Source organism: Streptomyces sp. NPDC026515 (assembly GCF_055567595.1).
The window spans coordinates 110,911-128,069 of sequence record NZ_JBVHQD010000023.1 but is presented as its reverse complement, the minus strand read 5'-3'; the positions used below and the strand labels follow the sequence as shown (position 1 = coordinate 128,069).

Annotated in this window: 16 protein-coding genes; 6 read left to right on the top strand and 10 right to left on the bottom strand. The window is 70.7% G+C overall.

What is annotated here, in order from left to right; genetic code table 11:
• Positions 1-63 precede the first annotated feature (63 nt).
• The 6 genes from ACZ4O3_RS36540 to ACZ4O3_RS36515 all read right to left on the bottom strand — a co-directional run bounded on the left by ACZ4O3_RS36540 (position 64) and on the right by ACZ4O3_RS36515 (position 7,201).
• The gene (locus ACZ4O3_RS36540) at positions 64-1,833 is read right to left on the bottom strand and encodes an IucA/IucC family protein (protein ID WP_362724392.1); all 1,770 of its coding nucleotides are present in this window, start codon (positions 1,831-1,833) and stop codon (positions 64-66) included.
• On the bottom strand, positions 1,830-2,381 hold the full coding sequence (locus ACZ4O3_RS36535) for a GNAT family N-acetyltransferase (RefSeq protein ID WP_362724395.1): 552 nt from the start codon (positions 2,379-2,381) through the stop codon (positions 1,830-1,832). Before ACZ4O3_RS36535 ends, ACZ4O3_RS36540 begins: the two co-directional genes overlap by 4 nt.
• On the bottom strand, positions 2,378-3,655 hold the full coding sequence (locus ACZ4O3_RS36530; RefSeq protein WP_362724399.1) for a lysine N(6)-hydroxylase/L-ornithine N(5)-oxygenase family protein: 1,278 nt from the start codon (positions 3,653-3,655) through the stop codon (positions 2,378-2,380). The genes ACZ4O3_RS36535 and ACZ4O3_RS36530 overlap by 4 nt, the downstream gene beginning before the upstream one ends.
• Positions 3,639-5,105, bottom strand: a complete 1,467-nt coding sequence (desA, locus tag ACZ4O3_RS36525) for a lysine decarboxylase DesA (protein ID WP_467726472.1) — start codon at positions 5,103-5,105, stop codon at positions 3,639-3,641. Before desA ends, ACZ4O3_RS36530 begins: the two co-directional genes overlap by 17 nt.
• A 126-nt stretch (positions 5,106-5,231) precedes the next feature.
• Complete coding sequence (locus ACZ4O3_RS36520; protein WP_467726471.1) at positions 5,232-6,101, bottom strand: siderophore-interacting protein; 870 nt, start codon at positions 6,099-6,101, stop codon at positions 5,232-5,234.
• A gap of 50 nt (positions 6,102-6,151) precedes the next feature.
• A complete protein-coding gene (locus tag ACZ4O3_RS36515) occupies positions 6,152-7,201 on the bottom strand; it encodes an ABC transporter substrate-binding protein (RefSeq protein ID WP_362726182.1) in 1,050 nt (349 codons plus the stop codon).
• Positions 7,202-7,384: 183 nt separating this feature from the next.
• Between ACZ4O3_RS36515 and ACZ4O3_RS36510 the strand changes: the two genes are divergently transcribed.
• Positions 7,385-7,909: a hypothetical protein gene (locus tag ACZ4O3_RS36510; protein WP_467726469.1), complete on the top strand. Its 525-nt coding sequence runs from the start codon at positions 7,385-7,387 to the stop codon at positions 7,907-7,909.
• Positions 7,910-8,163: 254 nt separating this feature from the next.
• Here the strand turns inward: ACZ4O3_RS36510 and ACZ4O3_RS36505 are convergent, their stop codons facing one another.
• Genes ACZ4O3_RS36505 through ACZ4O3_RS36490 form a run of 4 tightly spaced genes read right to left on the bottom strand, consistent with a single transcriptional unit; the run spans position 8,164 to position 13,800 of the window.
• The gene (locus tag ACZ4O3_RS36505) at positions 8,164-9,324 is read right to left on the bottom strand and encodes an acyl-CoA dehydrogenase family protein (RefSeq protein ID WP_467726467.1); all 1,161 of its coding nucleotides are present in this window, start codon (positions 9,322-9,324) and stop codon (positions 8,164-8,166) included.
• A 5-nt stretch (positions 9,325-9,329) separates the two neighbouring features.
• A complete protein-coding gene (locus tag ACZ4O3_RS36500) occupies positions 9,330-10,259 on the bottom strand; it encodes a hydroxymethylglutaryl-CoA lyase (protein WP_362726179.1) in 930 nt (309 codons plus the stop codon).
• The gene (locus ACZ4O3_RS36495; protein ID WP_384998674.1) at positions 10,256-12,172 is read right to left on the bottom strand and encodes an acetyl/propionyl/methylcrotonyl-CoA carboxylase subunit alpha; all 1,917 of its coding nucleotides are present in this window, start codon (positions 12,170-12,172) and stop codon (positions 10,256-10,258) included. Before ACZ4O3_RS36495 ends, ACZ4O3_RS36500 begins: the two co-directional genes overlap by 4 nt.
• Before the next feature lie 11 nt (positions 12,173-12,183).
• On the bottom strand, positions 12,184-13,800 hold the full coding sequence (locus ACZ4O3_RS36490) for a carboxyl transferase domain-containing protein (RefSeq protein WP_467726466.1): 1,617 nt from the start codon (positions 13,798-13,800) through the stop codon (positions 12,184-12,186).
• An 87-nt stretch (positions 13,801-13,887) separates the two neighbouring features.
• Between ACZ4O3_RS36490 and ACZ4O3_RS36485 the strand changes: the two genes are divergently transcribed.
• The 5 genes from ACZ4O3_RS36485 to ACZ4O3_RS36465 all read left to right on the top strand — a co-directional run bounded on the left by ACZ4O3_RS36485 (position 13,888) and on the right by ACZ4O3_RS36465 (position 17,157).
• Entirely contained in the window at positions 13,888-14,490 is a 603-nt protein-coding gene (locus ACZ4O3_RS36485; protein ID WP_362725495.1) for an SACE_7040 family transcriptional regulator, read from the top strand.
• Between the two features lie 45 nt (positions 14,491-14,535).
• The gene (locus tag ACZ4O3_RS36480; protein WP_362725498.1) at positions 14,536-14,811 is read left to right on the top strand and encodes a hypothetical protein; all 276 of its coding nucleotides are present in this window, start codon (positions 14,536-14,538) and stop codon (positions 14,809-14,811) included.
• Complete coding sequence (locus tag ACZ4O3_RS36475) at positions 14,790-14,969, top strand: hypothetical protein (protein ID WP_362725501.1); 180 nt, start codon at positions 14,790-14,792, stop codon at positions 14,967-14,969. Before ACZ4O3_RS36480 ends, ACZ4O3_RS36475 begins: the two co-directional genes overlap by 22 nt.
• Before the next feature lie 128 nt (positions 14,970-15,097).
• A complete protein-coding gene (locus tag ACZ4O3_RS36470; RefSeq protein WP_362725504.1) occupies positions 15,098-16,255 on the top strand; it encodes an acyl-CoA dehydrogenase family protein in 1,158 nt (385 codons plus the stop codon).
• 35 nt (positions 16,256-16,290) lie between these two features.
• Complete coding sequence (locus ACZ4O3_RS36465; protein WP_362725507.1) at positions 16,291-17,157, top strand: acyl-CoA thioesterase; 867 nt, start codon at positions 16,291-16,293, stop codon at positions 17,155-17,157.
• Positions 17,158-17,159: the final 2 nt, after the last annotated feature.

Below are 17,159 nucleotides of genomic sequence, written 5' to 3'. Positions count from 1 at the left end.
CGAACCGGAAATGGCCGACGGGCTCCCCCGAGGACCGTACTCGGGGGAGCCCGTCGGCCCGGATCAGAACCCCGCGACGGGATTTCTCAGGGTTCCGACCAGCTGGAGGGCGCCCGAGGGGTCCGCCAGGTCCACCATCTGCCTGTTGTCGCGCAGCTGGAGCCGGTTGAGGCAGGACAGCGCGAACTCGGGCGCGAACATGTCGTACCGCGCGAACCTGTCGGCGAGTTCGGGCGCCGATTCCTGGTATGCGCGGGTGACCTCGGCGACCGTCCGCCAGAAGTCGTCCTCCGTCAGGACCCCTTCGGCCGCCAGGTTCGCGGCGAGGAAGCGGAAGAAGCAGTCGAAGACGTCCGTGAAGACCGACAGCAGCTTCCTGTCGTCGGGGACCTCGACGCGCAGCCGCTCGACCGCGGGCGGCAGCACCGCGTCCGGGTCCATGACCGCGATCTCCTCGGCGATGTCCTTGTAGATCGCCCGCTGCACCACGCCGTCCCTCAGTACCAGGATGACGTTCTCGCCGTGCGGCATGAACACCAGGTCGTAGGCGTAGAAGCTGTGCAGGAGCGGCGTGAAGTAGGCCTTCAGGTACGCCCGCAGCCAGTCCTCGGGCGTCAGCCCGCTCCGCTCGATCAGCGCGGCGGCGAAGGAGGCGCCCTCGTGGTCCACATGGACCAGCGAGGCCATCGTCGCGAGCGACTCGCCCTCCTGGAGCGACGGCACCGGGCTCTCCCGCCAGAGCGCCGCCAGCATCTTCCGGTACGGCGAGTAGCGGTCGGTCGCCCGTTCGTACTCCAGGTGCCGGTACCCGACGGCGGCCCGCTCCCGGATGATCGACAGGCCGGTGGACCTGAGCACCGGGTCGTTGTCGATGAGCTCGGCCAGCCAGTCGTTGATCGCCGGGGTGGCCTCCATGTAGGCGGCCGAAAGACCGCGCATGAAGCCCATGTTGAGGACCGACAGGGCGGTCTTGACGTAGTGCTTGCCGGGGTGGGAGCTGTTGAAGAAGGTCCTGATGGACTGCTGGGCCAGGTACTCGTCGTCGCCCTCTCCCAGACAGACGAGGTGGCCGCGGGCGACCTCGGCCGCGAAGGTGACGGTGAGCTTGTTCCACCACTGCCAGGGGTGGACCGGGACGAAGAGGTAGTCGGCGGGGTCCAGGCCCCGGTCGCGCAGGACGCCGTGGAAGCGCTCGACGGTCCTCTCGCCCAGCTCGTCCCGTACGAAGGACTCGTAGTCGATGCCCACGCCCGCCGTGAACGCGGCACGTGAGGTGTGGGCCGCGAGCCAGACCAGCCGGACCGGGCTCGCGGTCTCGGGGGCGTACGACAGGTACTCGTGGACGCCGAAGCCGAGCCGGCCGTTGTTGGCGACGAAACAGGGGTGGCCCTCGGTCATCCCGGTCTCGATGGCCTGGAAACCGCTTCCGGCGAGCTCGGCGACCGGGATCTGCGGCTTGGTCAGCTTGTAGCAGGTGCCGGACAGGGTGGAGGAGATCTCCTCCAGGTAGACCGGCAGGATCTCGTCGCTCAGACCCAGCGAGTCCTTCAGCTCGATGAAGAAGTCGAGGGCGGCGAGCGGGAGTCCGGCACCGTCGCGGACCCGGCTGATGGAGTCGGCGTCCACCTGCCAGTGGTCCAGGGCCCGGCGGACGGCGGTGAAGCGGTACCGGGTGAGCCCGTCGTCGCTGCGGACGGTGTACGACTCCCCGTCCCGCTCCGGGGTGATCAGGCGTTCGTGGGCGAACTCGGCGAGCGCCTTGCGTATCAGGAGCCGGTTGGCCCTCTCCCAGCGCTCGGGGGAGAGATGGGCCACGGCGTCGGCGAGGGTCATACGGTGGCCACCGCCTTCTCGAACCGCTCCCGGGTGCAGAAGCTCAGCAACGCCGTCTTCTCCGGCTTCTGGATCTCGCCCACGGGCACGAACCCGACGGCCTCGTTCAGCGCGTGCACGGCCGTGTTGTGCACGTCCGGTTCGACGACGATCCGGCGGGCCGCCGGGTCCTCGAAGAGGTGCGCCACCACGGCCGTGATGACGGCCCTGGTGAAGCCGTGCACGGGCGTGTCGGTGGCCGGGGTCAGGAAGTGCATCCCGACGTCGCCCGGCTCCGGCTCGTACAGCCCGGCCAGCTCGCGGTGGGCGGGATCGTAGTACTCCATGAGGAAGGCGGGCTCACCGTCCTCGCCGAGGCCGAGGAGCGCATGGTGGTGCTCGTCGGCGGCGATCTCCCTGTAGGCCCGCTCGACTTCCTCCGGTCCGGCGCCCTGCATCATCCAGTGGGCCGCCTTGGGGTGGGTGACCCAGGAGTGCAGCAGCTCGCCGTCCCGGAGGGGGTCCAGGGGCCGGAAGGTGAACGTCGTTGCCGTGGTCGGCGTGCTCATATCGCGAACTCCTGGAAGGCGATGGTCTTCTCCACCGGGTAGTACTCCGAGCCGAGCAGCTCGCGGATGATGTACGCGTTCCGGTAGGGGCCCATGCCCAGGTCGGGGCTGGTGATGCTGTGGGTGTGGACGCCGGCGTTCTGGAGGAACACCCCCCGGCCCGTGACGTCGACGGCGTAGTTGCGGGCCACGTCGAAGTTGCCGTGCGCGTCGTAGCGCAGCCGGTCGCGGACGGGCCGGAGGAACTCCGGCTCGGTGTACCGGTAGCCGGTGGCGAGGACCAGGCCCTGGGTCTCCAGTTCGTAGTCCCTGCCCTGCTCCTCCTGACGCAGGGCGAGGGTGTAGGTGCCGTTGTCGTAGGCCGCCGCGTTCAGGCTGGAGTTGGTGAGCAGCCGGGTGGGGACCGGCCCGCCGAGGTTCTTCTGGTAGAGCAGGTCGAAGATCTCGTTGATCAGGTCGCCGTCGATCCCCTTGAACAGGCCCTTCTGTTCGGCCGTGAGCCGGTAACGGGTCTGCTCGGGCAGGGCGTGGAAGTAGTCGATGTACTCCGGGCTGGTCATCTCCAGCGTGAGCTTGGTGTATTCGAGCGGGAAGAAGCGCGGCGAGCGGGTCACCCAGTTCAGGCGGTAGCCGTGGACGTCGATCTCGCTGAGCAGGTCGTAGTAGATCTCGGCGGCGGACTGGCCGCTGCCGACCAGCGTGATGGACTCCTTGGACTGGAGTTCCTGCTTGTGCCGCAGGTACCGCGAGTTGTGGATGAAGTCGCCGCCCAGGCCCTGGCAGGCCTCCGGGATGTAGGGCGGGGTGCCGGTGCCGAGGACCAGCCGGCGGGCGCGGTAGGTGTCGCCGGCGGCGGTGGCGAGGACGTACAGCCCGTCGTCGTGGCGGACCTCCGTCACCGTGGTGCCGAAGCGGACGTTGGTCAGCTTGTCGGCGGCCCACCGGCAGTAGTCGTCGTACTCCACCCGCAGCGGATAGAAGTTCTCGCGGATGTAGAACGAGTACAGCCGGCCCTTCTCCTTCAGGTAGTTGAGGAAGGAGTACGGCGAGGTGGGGTCGGCCAGGGTGACCAGGTCCGACATGAACGGGGTCTGGAGGTGGGCGCCGTCCAGGAACATGCCGGCATGCCATTCGAAGGCGGGCTTCGAGTCCAGGAAGACGCCGTCCAGTTCGGCGATCGGCTCGGTCAGGCAGGCGAGACCGAGGTTGAAGGGCCCGAGCCCGATGCCCACGAAGTCATGGACGGTGGTCGGGTGGTCAGGACGCGCGGTCAACGGACTCTCCCAGGTACTGCTCGGCGTGGCCGGCGATCAGATCGAGGACGGCGGTGATGTCGGCCGTCGTGGTCTCGGGGTTGAGCAGGGTGAACTTGAGGTAGTGGCGGCCGCCGACCTTGGTGCCCGCGACGACCGCGTCACCGGAGGCGAACAGTGCCTTGCGGGCGTACAGGTTGGCGCGGTCGATCCCGGCCGGGTCGGTGACGGCCGCCGGGATGTAACGGAAGACGAGGGTGGACAGCGACGGCTGGACGACGACGTCGAAGCGGGGGTCGGCGGCCAGCACCCGCCAGCCCTCCGCGGCCAGGTCGCAGACCTCGTCGAAGAGCCGGCCGATGCCGTCCGCGCCCATGGTGCGCAGCGTCATCCACAGCTTGAGGGCGTCGAAGCGTCGGGTGGTCTGCAGGGACTTGTCGACCTGGTTGGGGATGCGCTCCTCGACCGTCCGGCGGGGGTTGAGGTACTCCGCGTGGTAGGTGGCGTGGCGCAGGGTCGCGGCGTCCCGGACCAGCACGGCCGACGAACTCACCGGCTGGAAGAAGGCCTTGTGGTAGTCGACGGTGACCGAGTCGGCGCGCTCGATCCCGGCGATCCGGTCCCGGTGCTTCAGGGAGGCGAGCAGTCCGCAGCCGTAGGCCGCGTCGACGTGCATCCAGACGCCGTACTGCGCGCACAGCTCGGCGATCTCCGGCAGCGGGTCTATGGAGCCGAAGTCGGTGGTGCCGGCGGTGGCGACGACCGCCATGGGCACCAGGCCGTCGTTCCTGCAGCGCTCCAGTTCGCGGGCGAGGGCGACGGTCTGCATCCGCTTGTCCTGGCCGACGGGGACGCAGACCACCGCGTCCTGGCCGAGGCCGAGCAGTTTCGCCGACTTCTTCACGCTGAAGTGGCTGACCTCGGAGGCGAGGATCCGCAGTCCGGCCAGGGAGGCCGGTCCCTCCCACCCGTCCGGCCCCGGCTTCGCCTCCTCCCTCGCGAGCAGCAGCGCCTGGAGGTTGGACTGGGTGCCGCCCGAGGTGAACACGCCGTCGGCGGCCTCACCGAGGCCGATGCGGGCGGTCGTCCAGTCGATCAGCCGCCGCTCGATCAGGGTGCCGCCGGCCGACTGGTCCCAGGTGTCCAGGGACGAGTTGACGGCGGTGAGCACCGCCTCGCCGAGCACCGCCGGGATGACCACCGGGCAGTTGAGGTGGGCCAGGTAGCGGGGGTGGTGGAAGTAGACAGCGTCCCGGAGGTAGACGTCCTCCAGCTCGTCCAGGACAGCGCTGGTGTCGTGCAACGGCTGGTCGAGGTCGATGCCCTCGACGAGGGGGGCGAGGTCGTCGACGGTGACACCCGTGAACGGCCGGTCGGTGGTGGCGAGTTTGGCCGCCACCCGCTCTACTCCTTCGGTCACGGAGCGGCGGTAGTGCTCCACGGTCCGGTCATTGAGCAGGTGCGAGCGCATGTGGGGGTCCTCCGGGGACGATCCGTGCGGGGGAGCGGAGCGGTCCGCTCCACTTAGGTTAGCCTAACCTAAGTAACACGGAGGAAGCACTGCCCCTCCCGTGACGGCCGTCACGTCGGCCTCGGACTACTCGCCGGCTTCCCGGAGTTGTTCCTCCGTCAGGCCCTGCCGCCAGTAGCCGGCGAAGGTGACCCGGCGCCGGTCCACCCCCCGCTCCCCGACGAAGTGCCGGCGCAGCTCCTTCCCCCGCCCGGACTCACCGGCGATCCACACGTACGGGCGCTCCGCCGCGGGCAGCCGGGCACCCCGGATCGCCGCCTCGGCGGTGGTGCCCACCACCCAGTCGATCTCCGCGTCCGCCGCGGTCGCCACGTCCTGGACGTCCCCGGCGTGCGGCACCTCCAGCCAGGCGCGGACCCGGGCGCCGGCGGGGAGGGATTCGATGATGGCGGTCGCCGCCGGTACGGCGGTGTCGTCGCCCCAGATCAGCACCAGATCGGTGTCCTCGGGCGGCCGGAAGCGGATGGCCCGGTTGTCGGCGACCGCGGGGCCGAGCAGGACCGCCCGGTCGCCGGCGGCGGCCCGGGAGGCCCAGCGGGAGGCGGGCCCGGCGGGGGATGGGGGTCCCCCCGCCGGAGCGGAGCCGAGAGTGGGGGAGGCCCCCGGTCCCACCCCGTGCAGCACGAAGTCGATGTCGATCTCGTCCGGGCCGCGGCGCAGTTCCCGCAGCGTGTACGAGCGCATCACGGCCCGTACGTCGTCCGGGAGTTCACGCCAGCCCCGGAACCAGCCCTCGCCCAGCTCGACGGGGACGGCCGGCTCGGTGCGCCCCTCGGCCGGGAGGAACAGGGAGAGGGACTGGTCGCGGCCGTCGGAGTGGAAGTGCGCCAGGTCGGCGCCGGCGAAGGTGACCCGGACCAGAGACGGGCCGAGCCGCCTCGTCCGCGTGACCTGGAGGGAGAAGAAGCGGAACGGGGCGGCTACGGCCGTCGTCATATGAGCTCCTGAGGCCCAGGAAGTTGTGTGGGTGTACGCGGGACCGGGGGTCAGCTGACCTTCTTCGCCGTCTCCAGCGCCTTGGCGAGGTTCTCGACCATCGCGACGCACTTGTCGTAGGAGAAGATCGGTTCGGGGGAGCGGGCGATGACCTGGCCGGCCTTGACCGCGGGGAGCTTCTTCCAGGTGGCCTGGGTGATGTCGGCCGGCTGGATGGTCGCCGTACGGTCGTCCATCATGATGATGTCGGCCTGGTACTTGTCGACGTTCTCCCAGCTCAGGTCCTCGTACCAGCCGCCGCTCTTCTTCAGGACGGAAGCCGACGGCTCGACGAAGTTCACGCCGAGGGCCTTGAAGTACTCCAGGTCCACCGAGAGGTCGGTGCCGGAGACGTAGAAGAGGTCCTGGGCGGCCGATCCGGCCAGCACCTTGATGTCGGGGTGCGCCCTGGCCGCGGCGCGGAGCCGGGAGGAGGCCGCCTCGAAGCGCTTCTTGGCGTCCGTGACCCTGCTCGCCGTCATGTCCGCGCCGAGCGACTCGGCGAGCGCCCAGACGCGCTGGAGCGGGACGGTCAGCTGGCGGTCGTAGGCCGAGATGCCGACGCTCGGGGCGAGCTTGGCGATCTTGTCCTTGGACTCGTCCGGGACGTACCAGAGGGTGCCGGCGCCGTCGAACATCGTGGTGATGAGGACCTCGGGGGCGAGAGCCGCGTACTTCTCGACGTTGAACTGGCCCCAGGTGTTGCCGAGGACGGTTACCTTGCTGACGTCCATGTCGCCGGCCTGGACGTCGGCCTTGCCGTCCTTGGTCTTCGTCGGGCCGAAGACGCCCTTGACGCCGACGCCGTAGTCGTACAGCGCGGCGGCGACGCCGACGAAGGCGACGATGTCCGCCGGCGCCCTGTCCAGCTTCACCGTGGTCCCGCGGTCGTCCTTGAAGCTCCAGGGACCCGACTTGGCGGCCGTCGTCTCCTTGTCGGAGGAAGCCCCGCGTTTCGCGTCGTCGTCCCCGCAGGCGGCGAGCACGGCACCGAGGCCGAGGGCGCCACCGGCGGCCAGGATGCCGCGGCGAGTGAGGTGGGCTGCTCTGACATTGGACATAGGTGTGACTGCTTTCGGACGTGCGGGATCACCGCCGGACAAGTCGAAGATTAGGTTAGCCTAACCTCAGATCGTGTCCAGTGACGCCCCTCGGACCTCCCGCACGGGCCCGCCTCGCGTTTTCCAACTCCCGCACGTGTCCCCGCCCTTGATGCGTACCGGCCGACGTGTTCCTCTGGTGCGGTGACCTACGGCTGGAGCAGACGTTCGCTCGTGTCCCTCTTCGTGGTGTCCGCGGGGGTTCCGGTGGCGCTGGTCCTCGGGGCCGCCACGGGATGGACCCGCTCGGCGCTCGGCGCCCCGGCCTGGGTGTCGTGGACGATCGCCGCGCTGGCGCTCTGCGCCGGTCTGCCGTTCGCCTGGGCGTCCACCCCGTTCGGTACCCGGGGTGCGACGAACCTCCTGCTCAACGCCTATCGCCGGGAGGGGCTGGAGACCGCCGAACGGGACTACCTGTCCTGGCTGTCCCCGCGCCGGGCCGGACCCCAGCTGTTCAACCTCGGCCTCGCCCTTGACCGGGAGGGCGACGAGGACGGCGCTCTCGCGGTCTACCGGCGCGCGGCGCACCACGGATACCCGCCGGCGATGGTGAACCTCGCGCACGTCCTGAGCCGCCGCGGCGAGGAGGCCGAGGCCGAGGACTGGTTCCGGCGCGCGGTGGAGGCCGGATATCCGACGGGTACGCGGGGGCAGGCGGACGGCGGGTAGGAGATCCCGGCCGCCGGGGCGCCGGGCGGCGGCCCGTCCCGGCACCAGCGGTCATGAGAGCGCCGCCGAAGTGCGGTGGTCGGGCCGCTTCGTCCCCGACGGGGCCGTCGACGAGGAGGTCGTCGATCTGTTCACCGGCATCTACCGCGACGGCCTGGACGCCTGCGCGAGCAGCCCAGCGGCTGACGGCCTGTGCGCCCGCCCCGTACCACGGGGCGGGCGCACAGGCCGTCGTCGGGAGGAAGCCGGCCGGGTCAGCCCACCAGGCCCAGCTCCCGCGCGATCAGCATGCGCTGTACCTCGCTCGTGCCCTCGCCGATCTCCAGGATCTTCGAGTCGCGCCACATGCGGGCCACCGGGTACTCGTTCATGAAGCCGTAGCCGCCGTGCACCTGGGTGGCGTCGCGGGCGTTGTCCACGGCGACGGTGGAGGAGTAGAGCTTGGCGAGTGCCGCCTCCTTCTTGAAGGGCTCGCCGGCGACCAGGCGGGAGGCCGCGTCGCGCCACGCCAGGCGGGCCGTGTGCGCCTTCATCTCCATGTCGGCGATCTTGAACTGGATGGCCTGGTTGGCGCCGATCGGGCGGCCGAAGGCATGGCGTTCCTTCGCGTACCGCACCGACTCGTCGACGCAGCCCTGCGCGAGGCCGGTGGCGAGGGCCGCGATGGCGATGCGGCCCTCGTCGAGGATGCGCAGGAACTGGGCGTAGCCGCGGCCTTCCGTGCCGAGCAGGTTGGCGGCGGGGACCCGGACGTCGGTGAAGGACAGCTCCCGGGTGTCGGAGGCGTTCCAGCCGACCTTGGAGTAGGGCGCGGCGACCGTGAAGCCGGGGGTGCCCGACGGGACGATGACGGACGAGATCTGCGGCTTGCCGTCGGGCTTGCGGCCGGTGACCGCGGTGACGGTGACCAGGCCCGTGATGTCCGTGCCCGAGTTGGTGATGAAGCACTTGGTGCCGTTGATCACCCACTCGCCGGTGGCCTCGTCCAGCCGGGCCGTCGTACGGGTCGCGCCCGCGTCGCTGCCGCCGTCGGGTTCGGTGAGGCCGAAGGCGCCCAGGATCTCGCCGGAGCAGAGCCGGGGCAGCCACTCCCGCTTCTGCTCGTCCGTGCCGAAGAGATGGATCGGCATGGCGCCGAGCGAGACGCCCGCTTCGAGGGTGATCGCAACCGACGAGTCGACGCGGGCCAGTTCCTCCAGGGCGATGCCGAGGGCCAGGTAGTCGCCGCCCATGCCGCCGTACTCCTCGGGGAACGGCAGCCCGAACAGGCCCATGCGGCCCATCTCGCGGACGATCTCGTAGGGGAACTCGTGCCGCTCGTAGAAGTCGCCGATCTTCGGCGCCACGACGTCGTGGGCGAACTCCTTCACCGTGCGGCGGAGTTCGTCCAGTTCGGGGGAGAGGCGGTGGTCCATGGTCGTCACTCCTGGTGGGAGAGGGCGCGGACGGTACGGGACGGGCTGGGTCGGCCCAGTCGTTCGGCCATCCACACGCTGGTGGCGGTGAGTCTGGCGAGGTCGACTCCGGTCTCGATGCCGAGGCCCTGGAGCATCCAGACCAGGTCCTCGGTGGCGAGGTTGCCGGTGGCGGACTTGGCGTACGGGCAGCCGCCGAGCCCGCCGGCGGACGCGTCGACCGTCGTCACGCCGTGTTCCAGGGCCGCGTAGGTGTTCGCGAGCGCCTGGCCGTAGGTGTCGTGGAAGTGCACGCCGATGACGTTCGTCGGCACGCCCTCCTCGTTGAGCAGGGAGAGCAGTTCGAGCACGTGGCCGGGGGTGGCCACGCCGATCGTGTCGCCGAGGCTCAGCTCGTCGCAGCCCATGTCGCGCAGCGCCGTGCAGACCCGGACCACCTGGTGGAGCGGCACCGCGCCCTCCCAGGGGTCGCCGAAGCACATCGACACGTAACCGCGGACATGGGCACCGGCGTCCTTCGCCTGCCGGACGACCGGGTCGAAGACCGCGAGCGACTCGTCCACCGTGCGGTTGAGATTGGCCTTGGCGAAGGACTCGGTGGCGCTGGCGAAGACGGCGACCCGGCGGGCGCCGAGGGCCAGCGCCCGGTCCAGGCCCCGCTGGTTGGGCACGAGGACCGGGAGTTCCACGCCGAGCTCGGCGACGAGGGGGAACAGCTCCTGCGCGTCGGCCAGTTGGGGCACCCATTTCGGGTGTACGAAGCTGGTCGCCTCGATCGTCGTCAGGCCCGCGTCGGCCAGCCGGCGGATGAACTCGGCCTTGACCTCGGTGGGGACCGTCGACTTCTCGTTCTGCAGGCCGTCGCGGGCACCCACCTCGTGGATCCGGACCCGGGCGGGGAGATCGGTCGCCGGTACGACCATGGGAAGCGTCATTTCTCCTCCTCCACCGGGTTGATGACCGCCAGCACCTGGTCCATGGCGACCGTGGCGCCCGGTGTCACGTCGAGCTCGGCGACCGTGCCGGCGTGCGGGGCGGAGATGACGTGCTCCATCTTCATCGCCTCCACCACCAACAGGCTCTGCCCCGCGGCCACTTCGTCGCCGACCGACACCTTCACGACCGTCACGGTGCCCGGCATGGGCGCGGTGAGGGAGTCGGCGCCGGCGTGTGCGGCCCGGTTCAGGGACGCGGCGACCGGGTCGTGGTCGCGGACCTGCCAGGCGTCCCCGTCCCGCCCGATCCAGTCCGCGGTGTGGAGGAAGGTGTGGCGGACCCCGTCCAGGGTGACCGCCACGCGGTCCTGAGTGACGGAGTGCGTGCCCCGCGGGCGGTACTCCACCGGGTCCTGCACCCGCAGGTGGAAGCCGACCGGCTTGGGGGTGCCGCCGAGCCGCCAGCCGCTGGGCACCGAGAAGGGGTCCGTCCAGCCCGCGCCGGCTGCGGGCTCCAGCGCCTCCAGGCGTACGGCCGCGGCGGCCTCGTACACCTCGTCCGGTACGTCGGTGGAGACCAGCTCGTCCACCACCCGTTCGACCAGGCCCGTGTCCAGCTCGCCCGCCACCACCGCCGGATGCCCGAGCAGCCGGCGCAGGAACCCGGCGTTGGTCTGCACGCCCAGGGTGACCGTCCGGGCGAGGGCGCCGCGCAGCTTGCGGAGCGCGGTCTCCCGGTCCGGGCCGTACGCGATCACCTTGGACAGCATCGGGTCGTAGAGGCTGCCGACCTCGGTGCCCTCGCTGAGCCCGGAGTCGGTGCGGACGCCGTCCCCCGAGGGCTCGTGCAGCAGCAGCACCGTGCCGCCGGTGGGCAGGAAGCCGCGTGCCGGGTCCTCGGCGCAGATCCGGGCCTCCACCGCGTGCCCGGTCAGCCGGACGTCCTCCTGCGCGAACCCGAGCCTTTCGCCGGCCGCCACCCGCAGCTGCCACTCCACCAGGTCGACGCCGGTGACCAGTTCGGTCACCGGGTGCTCCACCTGGAGGCGGGTGTTCATCTCCATGAAGTAGTACGACGAGGGGTCGCCGCCCGGCACGATGAACTCCACCGTGCCCGCGCCCCGGTACCCGCACGAGCGGGCCGCCTGCACCGCGGCCTCGCCCATCGCGGCCCGTGTCGCCTCGTCCAGCAGGACCGACGGCGCCTCCTCGATCACCTTCTGGTGCCGGCGCTGCAGCGAGCACTCGCGCTCACCGAGGTGCACCACGTTCCCGTGGCCGTCGGCCAGCACCTGGATCTCGATGTGCCGGGGGCGGTCGACCCAGCGCTCGACGAGGAGCGTGTCGTCGCCGAAGGAGGCGCGGGCCTCGCGGCGGGCGGCGGCGATCTCCTCGTCGAGCAGGGTCAGGTCGCGCACCAGCCGCATACCCTTGCCGCCGCCGCCCGCGGACGGCTTGAGCAGCACGGGCGCACCCAACGCGCGCGCGGCCTCGGCGAGTTCGGGATCACGGCCGCCCGGCACCACCGGCACCCCGGCCGCGCTCACCGTCTCCTTCGCGCGGATCTTGTCGCCCATCAGCGCGATCGCGTCGGCCGGCGGGCCGATGAACACCAGCCCCGCCTCCTGGCAGGCGCGTGCGAAGGCCGCGTTCTCGGCGAGGAAGCCGTAGCCGGGGTGGACCGCCTGGGCGCCGCTCACGGCGGCCGCCGTCAGCAGCCGCTCGACGGACAGATAGCTCTCGCCCGCCGGCGCCGGACCGAGCCGTACCGCCGTGTCGGCCTCCCGGACGTGCCGCGCGTCCGCGTCGGCGTCGGAGTACACCGCCACCGAGCGCACGCCCAGCGACCGCAGCGTACGGATGACCCGGACGGCGATCTCGCCCCGGTTGGCCACGAGTACGGTGTCGAACACGAGTCCCCTCCTCACATCCGGAAGACGCCGAACTGGGGTTCACCCAGCGGCGCGTTGCCACAGGCCGTCAGGGCGAGGCCCAGCACCTGGCGGGTTTCGAGGGGGTCGATGACCCCGTCGTCCCAGAGCCGTGCGGTCGCGTAGTAGGCGCTGCCCTGGCGCTCGTACTGCGCGCGCACGGGGGCCTTGAAGGCCTCCTCGTCCTCGGCCGGCCACTCCTCGCCCCGCGCCTCCAGCTGGTCCCGCTTGACGGTCGCCAGCACCGACGCGGCCTGCTCGCCGCCCATGACGGAGATCTTGGCGTTGGGCCACATCCACAGGAAACGGGGGGAGTAGGCCCGGCCGCACATGGAGTAGTTCCCCGCGCCGTACGACCCGCCGACGACCACGGTCAGCTTCGGTACGCGCGTGCACGCCACCGCCGTCACCATCTTCGCGCCGTGCTTGGCGATGCCGCCGGCCTCGTAGTCCTTGCCCACCATGAAGCCGGAGATGTTCTGCAGGAACACCAGCGGGATGCCGCGCTGGTCGCACAGCTCGATGAAGTGGGCGCCCTTCTGGGCGGACTCGGAGAAGAGGATGCCGTTGTTGCCGATGATCCCGACCGGGTGGCCGTGGATGCGGGCGAAGCCGGTGACCAGGGTCTGCCCGAACTCGCTCTTGAACTCGGCGAACCGGGAGCCGTCGACGACGCGGGCGATGATCTCGCGCACGTCGTAGGGGGTGCGGGAGTCGACCGGGACGGCGCCGTACAGCCCGTAGGGGTCGACCTTGGGCTCGACGACCTGGGCGGCCTCCCAGGGCAGGTCGCGCCGGGCGGGGAGGGTGGCCACGATGTTCCGGACGATCCGCAGCGCGTGCGCGTCGTCCTCGGCGAGGTGGTCGGTGACACCGGAGACCCGGGAGTGCACCTCGCCGCCGCCCAGCTCCTCCGCCGTCACGACCTCACCGGTGGCCGCCTTCACCAGCGGCGGGCCGCCGAGGAAGATCGTGCCCTGGTTGCGGACGATCACCGCCTCGTCGCTCATCGCCGGGACGTAGGCGCCGCCGGCGGTGCACGAACCGAGGACGGCCGCGATCTGCGGGATGCCGGCCCCCGACATCCGGGCCTGGTTGTAGAAGATCCGCCCGAAGTGGTCGCGGTCCGGGAAGACGTCGTCCTGCATGGGCAGGAAGGCGCCACCGGAGTCCACCAGGTAGAGGCAGGGCAGCCGGTTGTCGAGAGCCACCTCCTGCGCCCGCAGGTGCTTCTTCACGGTCATCGGGTAGTACGTGCCGCCCTTGACCGTGGCGTCGTTGGCGACGATCACGCACTCGCGCCCGCTGACCCGCCCGATGCCGGCGATCACGCCGGCCGCCGGGGCCGCTCCCTCGTACATCCCCTCGGCGGCCAGCGGGGCCAGCTCCAGGAACGGCGAGCCGGGGTCCAGCAGGGTGTCCACCCGGTCCCTGGGCAGCAGCTTGCCGCGCGCGGTGTGCCGGGCCCGCGCCTTCTCGCCGCCGCCCAGCGCGGCCGCGGCCAGCTTGCCGCGCAGCTCCTCGACGAGGACGCGGTGCGCCGCCTCGTTGGCCCGCCAGGCCTCCGAGGCGGGGTCCGCCGCGCTCGTCAGCTCCGGTGCCTGGTCCATGCCCGCGATCCCCTCACTTTGTTAATGAGCGTTAACGCATTTCCCATCAGGTTAACGACCGCTAACCTCCCTGTCTAGAATTGCCTCATGGCCACGAGAACCGATGCCCCGACCCGGCGCGAGCAGATCCTCAAGGAGGCGGCCCGGCTCTTCGCCGAGCGCGGCTTCCACGGTGTCGGCGTGGACGAGATAGGCGCCGCGGTCGGCATCAGCGGGCCCGGTCTCTACCGGCACTTCCCGGGCAAGGACGCGATGCTCGCGGAGCTGCTGGTGGGGATCAGCGGCCAGCTGCTGACGGGCGCGAGGCGGCGGCTGGCGGAGGCCGACGGGGACACCGCGCCCTCGGCGGTCCTGGACTCCCTCATCGAGGGCCACATCGACTTCGCCCTCGACGACCGCCCGCTGATCACCCTGCACGACCGGGAGCTGGACCGCCTGCGCGACAGCGACCGCAAGCTGGTGCGCCAGCTCCAGCGCCAGTACGTCGAACTGTGGGTGGAGGTCCTCCGCGAGGTCTACCCCGCCCTCCCCGAACCCGCGGCCCGTTCCGCGGTGCACTCGGTCTTCGGCCTCCTGAACTCCACCCCGCACCTGGGCCGCCCGGGCTCCCTGCCGGGCCGCGGCGTGACGGCGGTACTGCTGCACCGGATGGCGCGGGGCGCGTTCGGCGCGGCGGCGGACGGCGGCTGACCCGAGGCGCGGGCCGGTGCCGTACCGTCTCGCCACGCCGAATCCATGGGCATGGACCACGCGAAGATGCGCGCGATCGCCGAGGAGCTCGGCGCCTACGCCGAGCGGCTCGAAGGGGCTTGGAGCGTCGAGATCGGCCCGTCAGGCCCGATACTCGCCATGATGCGCCCGTCGAAGCGGCACGAGGGCACGATCCGTCGCGTCTGCAAGCGGCTGGACGAGCAGCTCCTGTCCAGTCACCCTGGCTACATCCGTGCGAGTGGTCCCGAGATCGAACACCCCGCCCTCGGGCGCATGCCATGGGGATCGCCCGTTACCTGATCGTCGATCCGCGCACCGGCACGGTCGAGGTGCACTCCGAGCCGTGCAAGGGCCGCTACACCCGAAAGGACCCGTACATCTACGGGGACTCGGTGCCGTTCGGTCCCTGGACGGTGGAGACCTCCGCCTCCCGCCGCTACGGCAGGGCCGGCAACTGACACCCCGTATCCCGCGCGTCCGTGTTCCGTGGGTGGGCAAGGTCACCCTGGACGCCTGAACGTACTCGCCGGTACCTTGAGGTCTGAGCAAGCGCTTAGACATATCGAAGCCGGTGGAGGTGGCGGCCGTGCGCCGTACGTTGTTCAACGAGGATCACGAGGCGTTCCGGGAGACCCTCCGCGCCTTCATCGAGGCCGAGGTCGTACCCGCGTACGACGAGTGGTTCGCGGCCGGTCAGGCGCCCCGCGACTTCTACTACAAGCTCGCCGAGCTGGGTGTCTTCGGTATCCGCGTCGACGAGGAGTACGGCGGCGCCGGCATCGACTCCTACAAGTTCGAGGCGGTCCTGTACGAGGAGACCGCCCGCGCCGGTGTCTCCTTCGGCGGCTCCGGCGTGCACGTGCTGCTCGGCCTGCCGTACATAAAGCTGCTCGCCACCGACGAGCAGAAGAAGCGTTACCTGCCGAAGTTCGTCTCCGGCGAGGAGATGTGGGCGATCGCGATGACGGAGCCGGGCACCGGGTCCGACCTCGCGGGCATGAAGACCACCGCCAAGCTCTCCGAGGACGGCACCCACTACGTCCTCAACGGCGCCAAGACCTTCATCACCGGCGGTGTGCACGCCGACCGCATGATCGTCTGCGCCCGTACCTCCGCGCCCACCCAGGAGGACCGCCGCCACGGCATCTCCCTGTTCGTGGTGGACACCAAGGCCGAGGGCTACTCGGTCGGCCGCAAGCTCGACAAGCTGGGCCTGAAGACCTCCGACACCGCCGAGCTGGCGTTCGTCGACGTCAAGGTCCCCGCCGAGGACCTCCTCGGCGAGGAGAACAAGGGCTTCTACTACCTCGGCCACAACCTCGCCTCCGAGCGCTGGGGCATCGCCTTCGGCGCCTACGCGCAGGCCAAGGCCGCCGTCCGGTTCGCCAAGCAGTACGTGCAGGAGCGGGTGGTCTTCGGCCAGCCCGTCGCCGCCTTCCAGAACACCAAGTTCGAGCTGGCCGCCTGCCAGGCCGAGGTGGACGCGGCCGAGGCCGTCGTCGACCGCGCCACGGAGGCCCTCGACGCCGGTGAGCTGACCCCGGCCGAGGCCGCCAGCGCCAAGCTGTTCACCACCGAGGTCGCCCACCGCGTCATCGACCGCTGCCTCCAGCTGCACGGCGGCTACGGCTTCATGAACGAGTACCCGATCGCCCGCCTGTACGCGGACAACCGCGTCAACCGCATCTACGGTGGCACCAGCGAGATCATGAAGACGATCATCGCGAAGGACATGGGCCTGTAAGGTCCGCGCAATTACCCACCAGTAGAAAAGGTGCCATGAACGAGGCACTGAATGATCTTCTCGATCTGCTCGACCTGGAGCAGATCGAGGAGAACATCTTCCGAGGCCAGTCCCGGTCCGCCGTGGTCCCACGCGTGTTCGGCGGGCAGGTCGCGGCCCAGGCGCTGGTCGCCGCCGGGCGTACCGTCCCGGCGGACCGGCACGCCCACTCGCTGCACGCGTACTTCCTGCGCCCCGGCGACCCGGGCGCTCCCATCGTCTACAACGTCGAGCGGATCCGTGACGGCCGCTCCTTCACCACCCGGCGCGCGGTCGCCGTCCAGCACGGCAGGCCGATCTTCACGCTCTCGGCGTCCTTCCAGCTGTACGAGGACGGCCTGGACCACCAGACGCCGATGCCGCCCGCGCCGGACCCGGAGACCCTGCCCACCTCGGCCGAGCGGCTGCGCGGCTACGACCACCTGCCGGCCACGGTGGTGGAGAAGTTCCTGGAGGCCCGCGAGGCGATCGACCTGCGGTACGTCGAGGAGCCGCCGTTCGGGAAGTTCGGCGAGCCGCGCGATCCGCACAGCCAGGTCTGGTTCCGCACCAACGGCAAGCTCGACGACGACCCCCTGCTGCACGTCGTGCTCGCGACGTACGTCTCCGACATGACCCTGCTCGACTCGGTGCTGCTCGCGCACGGCCGCGGCGGCTGGGCCGTGGGCGACGTGGTGGGGGCCTCGCTGGACCACGCCATGTGGTTCCACCGGCCGTTCCGCGCCGACGAGTGGCTGCTGTACGACCAGGAGTCCCCCTCCGCGTCCGGCGGCCGCGGGCTCGGACAGGCCCGGATCTACACCCAGGACGGTTCACTGGCCATTTCCGTGATCCAGGAGGGTGTCGTCCGCGTCCCCAGGTAGAA

Bases quoted from the DNA above. Each gene is read 5' to 3' on its own strand.
- ACZ4O3_RS36540 (WP_362724392.1), bottom strand. From the start codon at position 1,833: ATGACCCTCGCCGACGCCGTGGCCCATCTCTCCCCCGAGCGCTGGGAG.
- ACZ4O3_RS36535 (WP_362724395.1), bottom strand. From the start codon at position 2,381: ATGAGCACGCCGACCACGGCAACGACGTTCACCTTCCGGCCCCTGGAC.
- desA (WP_467726472.1), bottom strand. From the start codon at position 5,105: ATGCGCTCGCACCTGCTCAATGACCGGACCGTGGAGCACTACCGCCGC.
- ACZ4O3_RS36520 (WP_467726471.1), bottom strand. From the start codon at position 6,101: ATGACGACGGCCGTAGCCGCCCCGTTCCGCTTCTTCTCCCTCCAGGTC.
- ACZ4O3_RS36515 (WP_362726182.1), bottom strand. From the start codon at position 7,201: ATGTCCAATGTCAGAGCAGCCCACCTCACTCGCCGCGGCATCCTGGCC.
- ACZ4O3_RS36505 (WP_467726467.1), bottom strand. From the start codon at position 9,324: ATGGACCACCGCCTCTCCCCCGAACTGGACGAACTCCGCCGCACGGTG.
- ACZ4O3_RS36500 (WP_362726179.1), bottom strand. From the start codon at position 10,259: ATGACGCTTCCCATGGTCGTACCGGCGACCGATCTCCCCGCCCGGGTC.
- ACZ4O3_RS36490 (WP_467726466.1), bottom strand. From the start codon at position 13,800: ATGGACCAGGCACCGGAGCTGACGAGCGCGGCGGACCCCGCCTCGGAG.
- ACZ4O3_RS36485 (WP_362725495.1), top strand. From the start codon at position 13,888: ATGGCCACGAGAACCGATGCCCCGACCCGGCGCGAGCAGATCCTCAAG.
- ACZ4O3_RS36480 (WP_362725498.1), top strand. From the start codon at position 14,536: ATGGGCATGGACCACGCGAAGATGCGCGCGATCGCCGAGGAGCTCGGC.
- ACZ4O3_RS36475 (WP_362725501.1), top strand. From the start codon at position 14,790: ATGGGGATCGCCCGTTACCTGATCGTCGATCCGCGCACCGGCACGGTC.
- ACZ4O3_RS36465 (WP_362725507.1), top strand. From the start codon at position 16,291: ATGAACGAGGCACTGAATGATCTTCTCGATCTGCTCGACCTGGAGCAG.